The organism is Treponema succinifaciens DSM 2489 (assembly GCF_000195275.1).
Classification (GTDB): domain Bacteria; phylum Spirochaetota; class Spirochaetia; order Treponematales; family Treponemataceae; genus Treponema_D; species Treponema_D succinifaciens.
This window is the reverse complement of record NC_015385.1, coordinates 2,607,792-2,625,477: the sequence shown is the minus strand read 5'-3', so window position 1 is coordinate 2,625,477 and position 17,686 is coordinate 2,607,792. Positions and strand designations below refer to the sequence as shown.

Below are 17,686 nucleotides of genomic sequence, written 5' to 3'. Positions count from 1 at the left end.
CAGATGCTTGATTGTTTTTCTTCAAGACATTTATAAAACTTGAACTCTAGCTTCAGGGAAAGATTTTTCTTTTCCTGAGGCTTTTGTTGTCAAAAGAGCCTGCAGATTGGCTTGAAAATAAAAATAAATCTGACGGGACAGAGATTTCCGATAGGGCGCTTTTTCTCGTGCTGAGCAAAGTCTTTGCTTGTAGCGGTCTGGGCGTACCAGTTCATAACCCCTAAAGAGGTATTTGATGTTTGCAAAGAGCAAGAAAATTGTTCGCCAGTACATAGGAAAAGACATCCAGGATTTCATGGAACTTCCTAATCTTATCGACATTCAGCTTTCTTCCTACGAAGAATTCATCCAAAAAGGCAGAATTGAAAAAGGCGAGCCGCTTTTAAACCAAGGGCTTCAGGAAGTTTTTACTTCAACTTTCCCTATTGAAAGCCCGGCCGGTGATATGTCGCTTGAGTATGAATTTTATGAGCTTGACTATGACGGAATGAAATTCACCGAGCAGGAATGCAAGAAAAAGGGTGTTTCTTACGCAGTACCTTTAAAGGCTCGCATCAATCTTAATTTTAAAGAAACTGGAGCTATTCTCCAAAAAGATATTTACATGGGCGATGTTCCTCTTATGACAGACAGGGGAACTTTTGTTATCAATGGCGCAGAACGCGTTGTTGTAAGCCAGATTCACCGTTCGCCTGGAGTTATTTTTCAGCGCGATAAGGGCGTTTTGTCTAGCCGCATAATTCCTTACCGCGGTTCTTGGCTAGAATTTGAAATTGACCAAAAAAAAGAGCTTATTTACGCAAAAATCGACCGCAAGAAAAAAATCTTGGGAACAATTTTCCTCCGTGCGCTTGGATATTCAACACGTGAAGAAATTATAAACTGCTTCTATGTTACAGAAGATGTAAAAATTCCTTCAGATTTAGAAAAACGCGATGAGCTTGCAGGAAGAGTTCTTGGAAAACCTGTAATCATAAAAGATGAAGAAACCGGTGAAGAAAAAAAGTTGTTCCGCGCAGGAGACAAGCTCCATCCGCATGATATTGACGATCTTGTTGCAAATGGAATCAAGGAAATCAATGTAATAAAGTTCAACATGAAAAAACGCCCTGACGACAAAGAGGAAAAAAATCCTTCTTTGGACAGCGAAATGATTGTGAACTGCTTTGAGCGTGAAGAAATTGTGTTCTCTAAGGAAGGTTCTTCTACAGCGGATGAGCCTACAAAGGAAGAGTGTCTTTCGAAGGTTTACGCTGTCTTGATGCCGGGCGAGCCGATTACTGTTGAGGCTGCAGAACGTGACCTTACAACTATGTTCTTTAGTGTCCGCCGCTACGACTTGGGACGTGTTGGACGCTACAAGCTTAATAAAAAATTTGACTATAAAGAGCCGGTTGAAGATGTAACTCTTACAAAAGAAGACATCATCAACACAATGAAGCATCTTATAGAAGTTTACATTGGAGACGAGCCTCTCGATGATATTGACCACTTGGGCCGCCGCCGTGTTCGTTCTGTTGGCGAACTTCTTACAAATCAGTTCAAGACAGCTTTTGCACGCATGGAGCGCATTGCAAAGGACCGCATGAACTTAAAGGAAACAGAAACTCTTAAGCCGGGCGACTTGATTTCTATAAAGCCGATTATTTCTTCTATCCGTGAATTCTTTGGTTCAAGCCAGCTTTCGCAGTTCATGGATCAGTGTAATCCGCTTGCAGAACTTACTCACAAACGCCGTCTTAACGCATTAGGACCGGGAGGTCTTTCACGTGACAGGGCAGGTTTTGAAGTCCGCGATGTTCACTATACCCACTATGGACGAATGTGTCCTATTGAAACTCCTGAAGGTCCGAACATCGGTCTTATTGTTTCCCTTGCGATTTTTACCCGCGTAAATGAATACGGCTTCCTTGAAGAGCCTTACCGCAAAGTTGTAAACGGAAAAGCGACAAATGAAGTTGAATATCTTGATCCAATGGATGAAGATAAATATTACATTGGACAGGTTACAGAAGGGATGAAGGCTGACGGCTCGTTCCCTACGGACTTGGTTTCTTGCCGCCACCGTGGAGACTACACAAGCCGTTCTCCAAAAGATATTCAGTATATGGATGTTTCACCGCGTCAGGTAATTTCTGTTTCTGCTTCACTTGTTCCGTTCCTTGAGCATGACGATGCTAACCGCGCGTTGATGGGTTGTAACATGCAGCGTCAGGCTGTTCCGCTTTTATTCCCGGAGCCTCCTCATGTTGGTACTGGCATGGAGCAGAAAACTGCTTACGATTCTGGAGTTCTTACAAAAGCCCGCCGTGCAGGAACTGTAAAATGGGTTGAAAGCGATCTTATTAAAATCAAGCCGGATGGAGTCAAAGGCGATGTATTTGATGAATATCCGTTGCTTAAATATCAGAAAACAAACAGCGACACTGTAAACCATCAGCGTCCTACAGTTCAAGTTGGCGAGCACGTTGAAGCCGGCGGAGTCATTGCAGATGGTCCTGCTACATTCAATGGCGAGCTTGCATTGGGACGCAATATTCTTGTTGGATTTGTTCCGTGGAATGGATACAACTACGAGGATGCTGTTCTTATCAGCCAGCGTGTTGTAAAAGAGGATATGTATACTTCTGTTCATATTCACGAGTTTCAGACTGAAATCCGCGAGACAAAGCTTGGACCAGAGCGCATTACACGTGATATTCCAAACACTTCAGAAAAAATTCTTGATAATCTTGATTCTGAAGGAATTGTACGCATCGGCGCAAAAGTCCGCTCCGGAGACATTCTTGTTGGAAAAGTTACTCCAAAGAGCGAAACCGAAACTACACCGGAATTCAAGCTTTTGAATTCTATTTTCGGTGAAAAGGCAAAAGAAGTACGTGATTCTTCACTTAAGCTTCCTCATGGAGTTCAGGGCGTTGTAATTGACATTCAGCGTCTTAAGAGAAGCGAGGGCGATGAGCTTCAGCCTGGCGTAGATGAGCAGGTAAAAGTTATTATCGCAGACAAACGTAAGCTTGTTGTTGGTGATAAGATGGCTGGACGCCACGGAAACAAAGGTGTTGTTGCCCGCATTCTTCCTGTTGAAGATATGCCATATCTTGAGGATGGAACTCCACTCGATGTTTGCTTGAATCCTCTTGGTGTTCCTTCGCGCATGAATATTGGACAGATTATGGAATCTGAGCTTGGAAGAGCCGGTCTTGTTTTGAATGAATGGTACAATTCGCCTGCATTCCAGACACCTAGCCAGGAACAGATTGCGGAAAAACTTGTTCAGGCTGGACTTTCACCGGACTGCAAGCAGATTGTGCACGACGGATTTACAGGCGAGCCTTTCCTAAACCCAATTTTCGTTGGTGTTATATACTTTATGAAGCTTCACCATTTGGTTGACGACAAGATGCATGCTCGTTCAACAGGTCCATATTCTCTTGTTACTCAGCAGCCGTTGGGAGGAAAAGCCCAGTTCGGTGGTCAGCGTCTTGGAGAAATGGAAGTTTGGGCGCTTGAGGCTTATGGCGCTGCAAATACATTGCAGGAAATGATGACAATCAAATCTGATGACATGAACGGACGTTCTAAAGTTTACGAGTCGATTGTCAAGGGTGAGCCAACAGCTCCAATCGGAGTACCGGAATCATTCAATGTTTTGGTTCAGGAGCTTCGCGGTCTTGCGTTGGACTTTACTATTTATGATGACAAAGGCAAGCAGATTGCCCTTACTGAACGTGATCAGGAGCTTATTGATAAAGTAGGCGCTGGTTTTGACAAGGAGAACGAAAATGCGTGACATTCAGGATTTCACAAGCCTTAAAATTAAACTTGCTTCCCCGGAAAATATCCGTTCATGGTCTTACGGTGAAGTAAAAAAGCCGGAAACTATAAATTACCGAACTCTTCGTCCGGAGAGGGACGGACTTTTCTGCGAGCGCATCTTTGGTACAACAAAAGAATGGGAATGCTACTGCGGAAAATTCAAGTCAATCCGCTATAAAGGTGTTGTCTGTGACCGCTGTGGAGTTGAAGTTACACACTTTAAAGTCCGCCGTGAGCGCACTGGACACATTGATTTGGCGGCTCCTGTCAGCCATATTTGGTATTATCATTCGGTTCCTAGCCGCATGGGACTTTTGCTTGATTTGCAGGTGGCTGCTCTCCGCTCAATTCTTTACTATGAAAAATACATTGTAATTGAGCCGGGCGACACAGATTTAAAGAAAAATCAGCTTTTGACAGAAGATGAATATCTTGAAGCGCAGGAACGCTATGGCGGCGCATTTACAGCGGGAATGGGAGCAGAGGCAATTAAGACTTTGCTTGAAAATCTTGACCTTGATGCTCTTGCTGCTGAGCTTCGTGCAAAAATGATTGAAAAAGGTCCAAAGAGCGACAAGCGTCTTTTGAAGAGAATTGAAATTGTGGAAAATTTCCGCACTTCAGAAAACAAGGCTTCTTGGATGATTCTGGATGTTATTCCAGTTATTCCGCCGGATTTGCGCCCTATGGTTCAACTTGACGGAGGACGCTTTGCAACTTCCGACTTGAACGACCTTTACCGCCGCGTAATTAACCGCAACAACCGTTTAAAGAAGCTTCAGTCTTTGTCTGCGCCTGATATTATTATTCGCAACGAAAAACGTATGCTTCAGGAAGCAGTTGACTCATTGTTTGATAACTCTAAGCGCAAACAGCGTGTTTTAAAAGGTGCCGCGAACCGCCCGCTTAAATCAATCAGCGATATGCTTAAAGGAAAGCAGGGACGTTTCCGTCAGAATTTGCTTGGAAAACGCGTTGACTATTCTGGACGTTCTGTAATTGTTGTTGGACCTGAACTTAAGCTTTGGCAGTGCGGTCTTCCTGAAAAAATGGCGTTGGAACTCTTCAAGCCGTTTATAATGAAGAAACTTGTTGACAAGGGTGTTGTCTTCAATATTAAAAAGGCTCGCTCACTTGTAGAAAGCGAATCCACAGAAGTTTTTGCAATCCTTGATGAAGTTGTCCGCGAGCATCCTGTAATGCTTAACCGCGCTCCTACTTTGCACCGCTTGGGAATTCAGGCATTTGAGCCGGTTCTTGTTCCAGGAAAGGCATTGAAGCTTCATCCTTTTGCTTGTAAAGCATTTAACGCCGACTTCGATGGCGACCAGATGGCAATCCACGTGCCTCTTACTCAGGCAGCTCAAATGGAATGCTGGACACTTATGCTTTCTGCACGCAACCTTCTTGACCCGGCAAACGGAAACACAATTGTAGCTCCTTCTCAGGACATGGTTTTGGGAATTTACTACATGACTTCTATAAAGCCGAATGCAAAAGGTACAGGAAAATTCTTCTCTAGTGCGGATGAAGTTCGTCTTGCGGCTTCTAGCGGAGCAATTGAATGGCAGGCAGAAATCAAGGTTCACAAGAATATTCTCAACAAGTGCGTAAACAACGACAAAGAGCCAGACAGCAAGTACATTCTTACATCTGCCGGACGCATGGCTTTCAATGAGTCAATGCCGGACGAAGTTGACTTCTACAACGAGCAGCTTGGTGACAAAAAGCTCAAGAAAATGATTGAAAGTGTTTACCACAATGAGCAGACAAGCGACAAACGCATAAAGGGCCTTATTGAAGAAAAATATCAGTTTGAAACTTTTGATGCGGAAACATTGGACAAAGTTATTGAAGATGCTTCCCTTAGAAAGCAGATTGACAAAATCTACAATAGAGAAACTCCGCTTGAAGAGTACAAACTCAGAAAAATTCTTCCGAGCCTCTATGCAATTGACCGTGGATGGCTTACAATCCAGATGCTTGATGCAATCAAAGCCTGTGGATACAAAAACGCTACATTCTACGGCGCAACTCTTTCAATGGACGATATTCTTGTTCCAGAAGAAAAAGAAGCTATGGTTGCAGAAGCAAACAAGGAAGTTGAAAAAATTGTAGGTCAGTGGAACAGCGGTGCTATTACAGCTGACGAACGCTACAATAAGTCTGTTACAGTTTGGGAAAACACAAACGAAAAGCTTACAAACCTTATGATGGATAACCTTGCAAAGCACAAGGACGGATTTAATACTATCTATATGATGGCTACATCCGGCGCTCGTGGTTCCAAAAAGCAGATTTCCCAGCTGGCGGCAATGCGTGGACTTATGCAGAAGCCTAACGGAGACATCATTGAGCTTCCAATCCGCGCGAACTTTAAGGAAGGACTTTCAGTTATTGAGTTCTTTATTTCAACAAACGGTGCGCGCAAAGGTTTGTCTGATACAGCTTTGAAGACTGCTGATGCTGGTTACATGACACGCCGTCTTGTAGATGTTGCTCAGGATGTTGTTGTAAATGAAGAAGACTGCGGAACAATCAACGGAATTGACTACGCTGCAATCAAGGACGGAGATACTGTTACAGTTCCTTTGGCAAAACGCATTGCGGGACATTATACAATCGAACGGGTAATCGACCCTGTTTCTGGTGAGCTTCTTTGTGATGTAAACCAATATATAGATGAAACCCTTGCTGAAAAAATCGACAAGGCTGGAGTTGAAAAAGTTAAGCTGCGCACAGTTCTTACTTGCGAAAGCAAACACGGAATTTGTGTAAAATGCTACGGAAAAGACCTTGCCCGCAACAAGATTGTTGAAATCGGTGAAGCAGTTGGAACTATTGCGGCCCAGTCAATTGGTCAGCCTGGTACACAGCTTACACTTCGTACATTCCATACTGGTGGTGCTGCGGAAGGTGGACAGAAAGACAACCACATCGCAATGAAATACGATGTTTACATCAAAAGCCTTGAGGGAACCCATGTTGTTGCAAAAAATGGAAACTGGCTCTTTACACGCCGTGGCTCAATGATTGTTACAAAGCTGTTCAAGTCTTATGCTTTTGATTCTTCTGATGAAGTTCTTGTTGAAGACGGCGCTTATGTCCGCAAGGATAATCCGGTTTTGAAGCACAAAGGACAGGAAGTTCTTGCTTCTGACGGCGGCCGCATTATCATAAGAGATAATGTAATTTACCTTACAAGCAATGACCAGAAAGTTGAAATTTCCAACGGTTCGACTGTATATGCAAAATTCACAGAAGCTTCATGCATTGCAAAGGCTGGCGAGCCTGTGGGTGAATTCGATCCTTATAGCGAGCCGATTATTGCGGAAGTTTCCGGCTACATTCATTATGAAGATATTATTGACGGCGTAACTCTTGAAACAAAAACTGATATTCAGACTGGAGCTGTTGAACGCCGCATTTCAGATCTTCACCTTGATGTAAAGCAGCCTCGTATTATTATTACGGATGAAGACGGAAACGAGCTTGGAAGCTACCATATGCCTGTTGGTGCTATTTTGAGCAACGACATCAAGGACAAGGGAAAGGTCGAAGCTGGAACAACTCTTGCAAAAATGGCAAAAGATGCTGCAAAGGCGAACGATATTACTCTTGGTCTTCCGCGTGTTTCCGAGCTTTTTGAAGCGCGCAAGCCAAAGAATCCTGCTGTAATAGCAAAGATTACTGGAACTGTGAAATTCGATAAGATTGTAAAAGGAAAAAGAACTGTTATCGTTGTTGACGAGTACGGAAAAGAGCACAGCCATCTTATTCCTATGGTTAAGCGTCTTCTTGTCCGCGATGGCGATAAAGTTGAAGCCGGAGAAAAGCTTTGCGATGGAGCAGTAGATGCACATGATGTTCTTTCTGTTCTTGGCGAAGACCGTCTTCAGAACTTCCTTATGGATGAAATTCAGTCTGTTTACCGTGCTCAAGGCGTAGATATTAACGACAAGCACATCGGAACTATTATCCGCCAGATGCTCAAGAAAGTTGAAATCATCAAAGTCGGGGACACAAGATTCATCTACGGTCAGCAGGTTGACAAGTACACATTCCGCGAAGAAAACGACAGAGTTGTTGCGGAAGGTGGACAGCCAGCCGTTGCCTGTCCTATGTTCCAGGGAATTACAAAAGCTGCTCTTGCCGCTGATTCGTTTATTTCGGCTTGTTCATTCCAGGAAACGACTCGTGTTCTTACAAATGCCGCGATTGCAGGTTCTGTAGACAATCTTCACGGTCTTAAGGAAAATATTATTATTGGACACAGAATTCCCGCTGGTACAGGAATCCGCCAGTACAATAATGTAAAGCTTTCAGACAATTCAAACGCCGACTTGGATGCCAAGATGAAGGAAATTCTTGAGCAGCGTATGCTTGAAATGAAGGAGGCTGAAGAAGCTGCTGTTGTTCCAGCAATGGATTCTGCTTCGGACGAGGATTAAAAATTGCCTGTCGCTAGGAAAATTCAACTTTTTCTAGCGGCTTTTGCGAAATTCCCTTGACGAAACAAGTTTGAATTCTGTAAAATTAAATACTTATTTTGTTATTCTGTCCGAGGTGCTGCTCGGCAATAATATAGGAGAATAGGCGATGCCTACAATAAACCAATTAATTCGTAAAGGACGTCAGTCTTCTGCAAAAAGAACTAAGGCCCCCGCACTTCAGTCTTGCCCGCAGAAACGCGGTGTTTGCACACGTGTTATGACAATGACTCCAAAGAAACCGAACTCGGCTCTTCGTAAGATTGCCCGTGTTCGTTTGAGCAATGGAATCGAAGTTACTGCATATATTCCAGGAATTGGACATAATTTGCAGGAACACTCAGTTGTACTTGTTCGCGGTGGACGTGTAAAGGATCTTCCTGGTGTGCGCTACCACATTATCCGCGGTACAAAAGATACTCTTGGCGTTGATGGACGCAAAAGGGCCCGTTCAAAATACGGCGCTAAAAAACCAAAGGCATAATAGGAGGTTAATACTATGGGAAGACATAAGAAATCAGTTAACCGTCCGGTTATGCCAGACGAAAGATACAACAGCGTAGTTATTTCAAAATTTGTAACACGCATGATGCTTGATGGAAAAAAGCAGGTTTGCCAGAAAATCGTTTATGAGGCTTTGGACAAATTGAAGAAAAAAACTGACAAGGATCCTCTTGAAGTGTTCCTTAAGGCTTTGGAAAATTTAAAGCCAATGGTGGAAGTAAAAAGCCGCCGTGTTGGTGGAGCTACATATCAGGTTCCTATTGAGATTCGTGATGCACGCCGCGAAGCTCTTGGAATGAGATGGATGATTAATGCTGCCCGTTCACGTAACGGACACGGAATGGCTGAAACTCTTGCTGCTGAAATCTTTGATGCTTTCAACAACACAGGTTCTGCTTATAAGAAGAAGGAAGATACACACAAGATGGCAGAGGCAAACAAGGCTTTTGCTCATTACCGCTGGTAGTTCTTGCTTTTTCAAAACGGCCGCTTTGGTTTTTTCCAAGGCGGTTTTTTTATGTCCTTGTAGAAATGATAAAGCCGGTCGGCAATCTGTCGCAAAGTTTCATGAGGGTTATCGGATTAAGCCCGATAGTGACAGTAAAATACAAAGTTTGATGTTCGCTTAAAATTATATATTTTTTAATTATTTTCCAAATAAAAGTTTTTAGCCTCTTGATTCTTTTTTGAAAAAAGTATATAAATACAGAACATTTATGCCTTTATAAGGCGTATTCTGCATTTTTGCAGACAGAGTGTTTGATAGTCGGACGGACAGTTTAAGCTGTCTGGTGAAAATCGTAAAACTTCCGCAGTGCGGCTGTAGAGTTTCACACCCTGAATGTGCAGAAAGTTTCGTTGAGGCTTTCTATTAGATGATTGTGTGTTCAGGCTTCTGACTGGCTGAAATAATTGCTCCCGCAGTTTGTTTCAGCTAAAAAAGGTTCTGAATTCCAAACCAATCGTCAGCCCGGATGATGCTAGGTGGAAAAGGCCAGCTGCTTCGAATAGATGAAACAGAATTTTTGATGTTGTCCATTCACGTATATAATCGTCCTAGTTAAATTGGTCAAGTGTGTATGCGAAAATATTGTCTGCTTTTTAAGAGGCATATTTTCTGGCTTAAAGTGCAACACATAAAATACAACATAATGCCGCAGTAAAACACTGCAAGGCAAGGAGAAAATCATGGCAAAGGAAGAGTTCAACAGAACTAAACCTCACATGAACGTTGGTACTATCGGTCACGTTGACCATGGTAAGACTACACTTTCTGCTGCTATCACTGCTTATTGTGCAAAAAAATACGGTGATAAGCTCTTGAAGTACGATGAAATCGACAATGCGCCGGAGGAAAAGGCTCGTGGTATCACTATCAACAGCCGCCACCTTGAGTATCAGTCTGACAAGCGTCACTATGCACATATTGACTGCCCGGGACATGCTGACTACATCAAGAATATGATTACTGGTGCTGCTCAGATGGATGGAGCTATTCTCGTTGTTTCTGCTCCAGATTCAGTTATGCCACAGACAAAAGAGCACCTTCTTCTTGCTCGTCAGGTTGGCGTACCAAAGATTATCGTATTCCTTAACAAGGTCGACCTTGTTGACGATCCAGATCTTCTTATGCTCGTTGTTGACGAAGTAAAAGAAACTCTCAAAGGCTACGGCTTCTCTGAGGATACACCAATTATCCAGGGATCTGCATTCAAGGCTTTGAACGAATCTGACAATCCAGAAAATACAAAATGCATCGAAGAGCTTCTTACAGCTATGGACACATGGTTTGATGATCCAGTTCGTGATGACCAGAAGCCATTCTTGATGCCAATTGAAGACATCTTCACAATCACAGGACGTGGTACTGTTGTTACTGGACGTATCGAGCGCGGTGTTATCCATATGGGTGACGCTGTTGAAATCGTTGGTATCCGCCCAACTCAGTCTTCTACTGTAACTGGAATCGAAATGTTCAACAAGACTCTTAACGAAGGTATGGCTGGTGACAATGCTGGTATTCTTCTTCGTGGTGTTGAAAAGAAAGATGTTATCCGTGGACAGGTTCTTGCTGCTCCAGGAAGCATCCACCCGCACACAAAGTTCGAGGCTCAGATCTACGTTCTTTCAAAGGAAGAAGGTGGACGCCACAGCCCGTTCTTCACAGGTTACCGCCCACAGTTCTACTTCAGAACAACAGACATTACTGGTACTGTTGAGCTCGAACCAGGAACAGATATGGTAAAACCTGGCGACAACGTTAAGATTATCGGTGAACTTATTCACCCAATCGCTATGGATGAAGGTCTTAAGCTTGCTATCCGTGAAGGTGGACGCACAATCGCTTCTGGACAGGTAACAAAGATTATCGAATAGTTATTGAAGGGCAGAAGGCTTGGCTTTCTGCCCTATTTGGAGAATATCATGGCAAATGGCAAGATTCGTGTAAGACTTCGTGCTTTTGACGTAGCTCTTATCGATCAGAGCGCAAAAGACATCGTGCAGCAGGTTCAGAAGGCAGGAGCAAAGGTTTCAGGACCAATCCCGCTTCCAACAAGAATCAATAAAGTTACAGTTCTCCGTTCACCTTTCGTTAACAAGAAGTCACGTGAACAGTTTGAAATGAGAACCCACAAACGCCTTATTGACATTTTTGAACCAAGCTCAGAAGTAATGGATTCTTTAATGAAACTTGAACTTCCGGCAGGTGTTGATGTAGAAATTAAGCAGTAATCGGAATAAATCCGGTTTCTGTAAAATAAAGGTAACGGTCCCCTTGGATCGGGGATGGCGGCCAAGTTTAGGAGATTCAGATGAAAGGTCTGATAGCAAAAAAAGTAGGAATGACACAGGTTTTCGATGAAAACGGCAATCTGACACCAGTAACCGTGATCCGCGTCGAGCCAAACACTGTTGTTGCTACAAAGACACAGGAAAAGTGCGGCTATGAAGCTGTTGTCCTTGGACTTGAGGATTTGAAGCCTCACAAGATTACAAAGCCATACGCAAAGCAGTTTCCAGAGAACATTACACCAAAACGTCATCTTAAAGAATTCAGAGACTTTGAAGGTGAAGTTAAAGTTGGCGACCAGATTGGTGTAGAATTGTTTGAAAAGGTTCGTTTCATCGACGTAACTGCTACCTCAAAAGGTAAAGGTTTTCAGGGTGTAATGAAGAGATGGGGCTTCCATGGTGGACGTGCTACACACGGTTCAAAATTCCATCGTGAAGCTGGCGGCACTGGATGCTGTACAACTCCGGGACATTGTCTTAAAAATGTTAAGATGCCTGGCCGCATGGGGTTTGATCGCGTTACAGTACAAAACCTCAAGGTTGTGAAAGTTGACCCTGAGCTCAATGTTTTGATGGTTCGTGGTGCAGTTCCTGGTGTAAGAAACTGTACTCTTATCGTTAAGGCTGCGGTTAAGAAATAAGGTCGAGGAATAGTATGGAAAAGAAAGTCTATTCAATCGATGGCAAAGAACTCAGGACTATCAATCTTGATGACAAAATTTTCGGACTTCCAGTTAACGAAGATGTTATTTATTATGCCATCACTAACGAATTAGCAAATAAACGTGTTGGAACAGCATGTACAAAAACACGTGCAGAAGTTCATGGCAGCAATGCTAAGCCTTACAAGCAGAAGGGAACTGGTAATGCACGTCGTGGTGATAAAAAGTCTCCAATTACAGTTGGCGGCGGTACAATTTTTGGACCAAAACCACGTGATTACAGCTATGCAATTCCAAAAAAAGAAAAACGTCTCGCAATGAAGTCTATCTTGAGTCTTCAGGCTCAGGCAGACAGACTTACTGTTGTTGAAGATTTTACTATTGAAAGCGGAAAGACAAAGGACTTGGTAAAAATCCTTAAGAACTTTGTAAAAGATGAGCGCACTGTTATTCTTCTTAAAGATGACGATGCAAAAATCAAGCAGGCTGGAAGAAACCTTCCGAATGTTTATTTCCTCTCTTACAACCGTCTTCGTGCGCATGATCTCTTCTACGGAAGAAAAATCATCATGCTTGAAGGTGCTGCAAAAAATCTTTCTGATTTCTATGCTGAAGACAAGGAGGCAAAATAATGACATTCAATGATGTTCTTATTAAACCTGTTCTTTCTGAAAAAGCAACAGCACTCCGTGAGCAGAATAAATATACTTTTATTGTTGACCCTGCAGCTACAAAGTTTCAGATTAAAGAAGCTGTACGCAAGCTTTTCAATGTAAATGTTGAAGACTGCAAGACTATCAATGTAAAAGGTAAAATTAAGCGTCTTCGCGGAAGACCTGGAAGAACTGCCGGCTACAAAAAGGCAATTGTAAAACTTGCTGCTGGCGAAACAATCAAGGTGTTCGAAGGTGTTTAAGCCTTTGAACTGTAAGTAAGGGGAACCATATGGCTCTTAAGATATACAAGCCTTATTCAAAAGGTACACGCGGCCGTGTTGACTTGGTTCGCGAAGAATTGACAGCCGATAAACCCGAAAAAAGCTTGACTCATGGCCGCAAATCAAAAGCTGGTCGTGGCGCAGGCGGACGTATTTCTGTACGTCATCAGGGCGGCGGTCATAAAAGAAAATACCGTGAAATCGATTTTAGACGCGATAAGCACGGTATTCCTGGAACTGTAAAGACAATTGAGTACGATCCGTTCCGCAGTGCAAACATTGCTTTGATTGCTTATGCTGATGGTGAAAAACGCTACATCATTGCTCCAAAAGGTCTTACAGTTGGACAGAAAATTATGTCTGGTGAAAACGCAGCTCCTACTGTAGCTAATGCTCTTCCACTGGATGTTATTCCAATCGGATTCACTGTACACAATATTGAGCTTACTCTTGGTCGTGGCGGACAGCTTGTTCGTTCGGCTGGAACAGGAGCTCTTGTTGCTGCAAAAGAAGGTGATTACGTAACTATAAAGCTTCCTTCTGGAGAGCTTCGCCGTATTCACAGAAAGTGCTATGCAACAATCGGTATTGTTGGAAACGAAGACCGCATGAACACTAAGCTTGGCAAAGCTGGACGCAACAGATGGCGTGGTATTCGCCCGACTGTACGTGGTATGGCAATGAACCCTGTTGATCATCCGCTTGGTGGTGGAGAAGGCGCTGGAAAAGGACATCAGCCTGTTACTCCTTGGGGACAGCCTTGCCGTGGTTACAAAACACGCAATAAGAGAAAGACATCTAGTCGTTTCATTATTAGTCGCCGCAAGAAGTAGGGTAGGAGTTAATCGTGTCAAGATCAGTTAAGAAAGGACCTTTTATAGAGAAATCTCTTTACAAAAAGGTTTTAGAAATGAACAAAGCATCAGCAGCTGATAAGAAAATGATTAAAACTTATTCCCGCTGCTCGACAATCATCCCTGAGATGGTAGGAAATACTATTTCAGTGCACAACGGTAAGTCATGGATTCCTGTGTATATTACAGAAAACTTGGTAGGTCACAAGCTTGGCGAGTTTGCTGCAACACGCACATTCAAAGGACATGGCGGTTCAGACAAATCAGCTGGTAAATAATAGGAGTGGATATTATGGCTGAAAAGAAAGGTTATGTAGCCACAACTAAATTTCTCATTGCATCTCCTACAAAGGTTCGTCCTGTAGCTAATGTTGTAAAGACAAAGTCTTGCTCTGAAGCTATGGCTATTCTTGATGTAATGCCGCAGAAAGGCGCTCGTCTTATCAGCGGAACATTAAAATCTGCAGTAGCGAATGCTCTCAATAAGAATAAGCAACTTGATGAAGATATGCTCTACATTAAGGAAATTCGTATTGACGAAGGTCCAAGACTTAAAAGAGTATGGTTCCGTGGACGCGGACGTGCTGATCAGCTCTTGAAGCGGATGTGTCATATCACTGTTGTAGTTGACGAAAAGGCGGGAAAATAAAGTGGGTCAGAAAGTTAATCCTATCGGTTTACGCCTTGGTGTAAACAAAACTTGGCAGTCTCGTTGGTATGCAGATTCACGTGAATATGCAGACTTGTTCTTGGAAGATATGAAAATCCGCAAGCTTGTTGGATCTCTTCCTGAATGCAAGAACGCAGATATTGCTGAAATTGAAATTGTTCGTCATCCGCAGCGTGTTACTATTGTAATTCACACAGCACGCCCGGGTGTTATTATTGGTGTTAAAGGCGCTACTATTGAAAAAATCAGCGCAGATATTCAGAAGCAACTGACAAAGAAAGTTCAGATTAAGATTAAGGAAATCAAACGTCCTGAAATCAATGCTTCTCTTATTGCGCAGAATGTAGGCCGTCAGCTTGCTGGCCGCGGTTCTTTCCGTAAGGCTCTCAAGCAGTCTGCTTCAAATGCTATGAAGGGCGGAGCTCAGGGTATAAAAATCCGTATTTCTGGTCGTCTTGGCGGAGCTGACATGACACGTTCAGAAGAGCTTAAGGAAGGACGCGTTCCTCTTCATACTCTTCGTGCTGACATCGATTATGGTACTTATGAAGCTCTTACTACTTATGGTAAGATCGGCATTAAAGTATGGGTCTACAACGGAATGAATTACGGACGTGAGCAGAATGAGGATGCAGGTGATATTGTAAGAAAGCCTCGCCGCGACCGCTCTAATGGCGACCGTAAGTCTGCTCGTTCCCCAAAAGCTGAGGGAGGAAAAGTAGAAAATGCTTAGTCCTAAAAGAGTTGCGCACCGCAAAGTTCAGCGTGGCCGTCCAACAGGCAATGCTACACGTACTAACTATGTTGATTTTGGTGATATAGCACTTGTTGCAATGGAACCGGTTTGGTTGAATGCAAAACATATTGAAGCTGCCCGTGTTGCTATTAACCGTTGCATTAACCGTCAGGGTAATCTTTGGACACGCGTTTTCCCAGACAAGCCAGTTTCAAAGAAGCCGGCTGACACTCGTATGGGAAAAGGTAAGGGCGCGCCTGAATTCTGGGCCGCTGTTATTAAACCTGGTATGATTTTATTTGAAGTTGGCGGAGTAGACAAAAAGCTCGCTGAAAAAGCAATGCATCTTGCTGCAAGCAAACTTCCAATTAAAACAAAAGTGGCATTCCGCCCAACAGTCGAGTAAGGAGTAAGAAATGGCTGATTCAAAGAAAAAAAAGGATAAAGATCTTTCTTATGATGAACTCGTTGCAAAGCGCAATGAACTTAAAAAACAGTACATGGACTTTCGCTTTCAGAGCGTAATTGGTCATGTAGATAATCCAATGCAGAAGCGTACAATGCGCCATGAAATTGCCCGCCTTAATACGCTTATTCATCAGCAGGATCTGGCAAAGTTCAGAGCGGCTGCTGCTGAAGCTATTGCTGCAAAAAACTAGGAGCTGACCCGTGGAAGAACAGAATGTGCAGAAAAAAGGTGCAAAACGTTCATTCGTAGGTATCGTCACTAGCGACAAGATGGACAAGACTATCGTTGTTTCTATTGATAAGAAAAAGATGGACCGCCTTTACAAGAAATATGTTACACGGACCAAGAAATGCAAGGCCCACGATGAAAAGAATGAAGCTCATATTGGAGACACAGTTCGCATCGTAGAATGCAGTCCGATCAGCAAAGAAAAATGCTGGCGTCTCGATACAATAATCGAGAGAGCCAAATAAGGCAGGAGTAAGATTATGCTTCAGATGCAATCAAAAATGGTTGTTGCCGATAACTCCGGAGCTAAATTGGTTCAGTGCATTAAGGTTTTAGGTGGCACACACCGCCGCTATGCAGGTATTGGTGACATTGTTGTGGTAGCTGTAAAGGAAGCGATTCCTACATCTACAATTAAAGAAGGTTCAGTACAGAAGGCTGTAATTGTCCGTGTGGCAAAAGAATACCGCCGTCCAGATGGAACATATATCCGCTTTGATGACAACGCTTGTGTTCTTATCGATGCAGATAAAAATCCAAAGGGAAAACGTATTTTTGGACCTGTAGCTCGTGAGCTTCGTGATATGGATTTTATGAAGATCGTATCCCTTGCTCCGGAAGTTCTCTAAGGAGCTTGGACAGTATGCAGCATAAATACAAGATCCATAAGAATGATAACGTTGAAATCATTGCTGGAAAAGACAAAGGCAAGCGCGGAACAATTGTCCGTGTATTTGAAAAAAATAACAAGGGACGTGTTATTGTAAGCGGTTGCAATATTGTAAAGAAAGCAATAAAGAGGAAGTCCCAGCAGGATGCAGGCGGAATCGCTGAAATAGAAGCACCTCTGGACATATCAAATGTAGCGCTCGTATGTAAAAAATGCGGACGCCCTGTCAGAGCAGGATATAAACTTGATGGCGACAAGAAAACTCGTGTTTGCCGCAAGTGTGGAGAAGCACTGTAATGGAAAATTACGTACCACGGCTTAAGAAAGTCTATAAGGAAAAAATCGCTCCAGAGCTCTTCAAGGAGCTTGGATACACATCCGTAATGCAGATTCCGGCAGTAAAAAAAGTTGTCGTAAGCATGGGTGTTGGCGAAGCTCTCACGAATAAGAAACTTCTTGATGCTGCAGTTACAGATCTCACTCAGATTACCGGCCAGAAAGCTGTTAAAACAAGAGCTAAGAAAAGTATTGCAAACTTCAAACTTCGTGAAGGCAATGAAGTAGGAGCAATGGTAACTCTTCGTGGAAACATCATGTATGAATTCCTCGATCGTCTTATCAATGTTGCTCTTCCTCGTGTAAAGGATTTCCGCGGAATCAAAGCTACTGGTTTTGATGGACATGGAAATTTCTCTCTTGGTATTACAGAACAGATTATCTTCCCGGAAATTGATTTCGATAAAATCGTTAAGATTGCCGGTATGAACATCAGCATTGTTACAAGCGCACGCACAGACAATGAGGCCCGCGCACTGTTGACCAAGTTTGGAATGCCGTTTAGAAAATAAGGAAGA

At 43.1% G+C, this 17,686-nt stretch carries 19 protein-coding genes; all 19 read left to right on the top strand.

Translation table 11 applies throughout. The features are described 5' to 3' along the window. Nucleotides 1–235 precede the first annotated feature (235 nt). The 19 genes from rpoB (at nt 236) to rplE (ending at nt 17,680) form a co-directional block, all read left to right on the top strand. Complete coding sequence (gene rpoB / locus TRESU_RS12565; RefSeq protein WP_013702574.1) at nt 236–3,793, top strand: DNA-directed RNA polymerase subunit beta; 3,558 nt, start codon at nt 236–238, stop codon at nt 3,791–3,793. Further along, the gene (gene rpoC, locus TRESU_RS12560; RefSeq protein WP_013702573.1) at nt 3,786–8,270 is read left to right on the top strand and encodes a DNA-directed RNA polymerase subunit beta'; all 4,485 of its coding nucleotides are present in this window, start codon (nt 3,786–3,788) and stop codon (nt 8,268–8,270) included. The genes rpoB and rpoC overlap by 8 nt, the downstream gene beginning before the upstream one ends. A 148-nt stretch (nt 8,271–8,418) precedes the next feature. Continuing rightward, nucleotides 8,419–8,793, top strand: coding sequence for a 30S ribosomal protein S12 (gene rpsL / locus TRESU_RS12555; RefSeq protein ID WP_013702572.1), 375 nt, complete (start codon nt 8,419–8,421; stop codon nt 8,791–8,793). A gap of 15 nt (nt 8,794–8,808) precedes the next feature. After that, the gene (gene rpsG, locus TRESU_RS12550) at nt 8,809–9,279 is read left to right on the top strand and encodes a 30S ribosomal protein S7 (RefSeq protein ID WP_013702571.1); all 471 of its coding nucleotides are present in this window, start codon (nt 8,809–8,811) and stop codon (nt 9,277–9,279) included. 722 nt (nt 9,280–10,001) lie between these two features. Continuing rightward, entirely contained in the window at nt 10,002–11,189 is a 1,188-nt protein-coding gene (gene tuf / locus TRESU_RS12545; protein ID WP_013702570.1) for an elongation factor Tu, read from the top strand. Nucleotides 11,190–11,237: 48 nt separating this feature from the next. Next, nucleotides 11,238–11,546 carry a 30S ribosomal protein S10 gene (gene rpsJ / locus TRESU_RS12540; protein WP_013702569.1) on the top strand — a complete coding sequence of 103 codons (309 nt, stop codon included), beginning with the start codon at nt 11,238–11,240 and terminating at the stop codon, nt 11,544–11,546. A gap of 80 nt (nt 11,547–11,626) precedes the next feature. Continuing rightward, entirely contained in the window at nt 11,627–12,247 is a 621-nt protein-coding gene (rplC, locus tag TRESU_RS12535; protein ID WP_013702568.1) for a 50S ribosomal protein L3, read from the top strand. A gap of 14 nt (nt 12,248–12,261) precedes the next feature. Beyond that, the gene (gene rplD, locus TRESU_RS12530; RefSeq protein WP_013702567.1) at nt 12,262–12,900 is read left to right on the top strand and encodes a 50S ribosomal protein L4; all 639 of its coding nucleotides are present in this window, start codon (nt 12,262–12,264) and stop codon (nt 12,898–12,900) included. Then, nucleotides 12,900–13,184 carry a 50S ribosomal protein L23 gene (locus TRESU_RS12525; protein WP_013702566.1) on the top strand — a complete coding sequence of 95 codons (285 nt, stop codon included), beginning with the start codon at nt 12,900–12,902 and terminating at the stop codon, nt 13,182–13,184. Before rplD ends, TRESU_RS12525 begins: the two co-directional genes overlap by 1 nt. A gap of 29 nt (nt 13,185–13,213) precedes the next feature. After that, nucleotides 13,214–14,038 (top strand): 50S ribosomal protein L2, encoded by an 825-nt coding sequence (gene rplB, locus TRESU_RS12520; RefSeq protein WP_013702565.1) that lies wholly within the window; start codon nt 13,214–13,216, stop codon nt 14,036–14,038. Nucleotides 14,039–14,052: 14 nt separating this feature from the next. Next, complete coding sequence (gene rpsS / locus TRESU_RS12515; RefSeq protein ID WP_013702564.1) at nt 14,053–14,337, top strand: 30S ribosomal protein S19; 285 nt, start codon at nt 14,053–14,055, stop codon at nt 14,335–14,337. A 14-nt stretch (nt 14,338–14,351) separates the two neighbouring features. After that, a complete protein-coding gene (gene rplV / locus TRESU_RS12510) occupies nt 14,352–14,708 on the top strand; it encodes a 50S ribosomal protein L22 (RefSeq protein WP_013702563.1) in 357 nt (118 codons plus the stop codon). Between the two features lies 1 nt (nt 14,709). Further along, a complete protein-coding gene (rpsC, locus tag TRESU_RS12505; protein WP_013702562.1) occupies nt 14,710–15,462 on the top strand; it encodes a 30S ribosomal protein S3 in 753 nt (250 codons plus the stop codon). Beyond that, nucleotides 15,455–15,871 (top strand): 50S ribosomal protein L16, encoded by a 417-nt coding sequence (rplP, locus tag TRESU_RS12500; protein WP_013702561.1) that lies wholly within the window; start codon nt 15,455–15,457, stop codon nt 15,869–15,871. The genes rpsC and rplP overlap by 8 nt, the downstream gene beginning before the upstream one ends. Nucleotides 15,872–15,881: 10 nt before the next feature. Continuing rightward, nucleotides 15,882–16,124, top strand: coding sequence for a 50S ribosomal protein L29 (gene rpmC / locus TRESU_RS12495; RefSeq protein WP_013702560.1), 243 nt, complete (start codon nt 15,882–15,884; stop codon nt 16,122–16,124). Between the two features lie 10 nt (nt 16,125–16,134). Beyond that, nucleotides 16,135–16,407, top strand: a complete 273-nt coding sequence (gene rpsQ, locus TRESU_RS12490; RefSeq protein WP_013702559.1) for a 30S ribosomal protein S17 — start codon at nt 16,135–16,137, stop codon at nt 16,405–16,407. 15 nt (nt 16,408–16,422) lie between these two features. Then, nucleotides 16,423–16,791, top strand: a complete 369-nt coding sequence (gene rplN / locus TRESU_RS12485; RefSeq protein WP_013702558.1) for a 50S ribosomal protein L14 — start codon at nt 16,423–16,425, stop codon at nt 16,789–16,791. A 14-nt stretch (nt 16,792–16,805) separates the two neighbouring features. Next, entirely contained in the window at nt 16,806–17,129 is a 324-nt protein-coding gene (gene rplX / locus TRESU_RS12480; RefSeq protein ID WP_013702557.1) for a 50S ribosomal protein L24, read from the top strand. After that, the gene (gene rplE / locus TRESU_RS12475; RefSeq protein ID WP_013702556.1) at nt 17,129–17,680 is read left to right on the top strand and encodes a 50S ribosomal protein L5; all 552 of its coding nucleotides are present in this window, start codon (nt 17,129–17,131) and stop codon (nt 17,678–17,680) included. Before rplX ends, rplE begins: the two co-directional genes overlap by 1 nt. Nucleotides 17,681–17,686 lie beyond the last annotated feature (6 nt).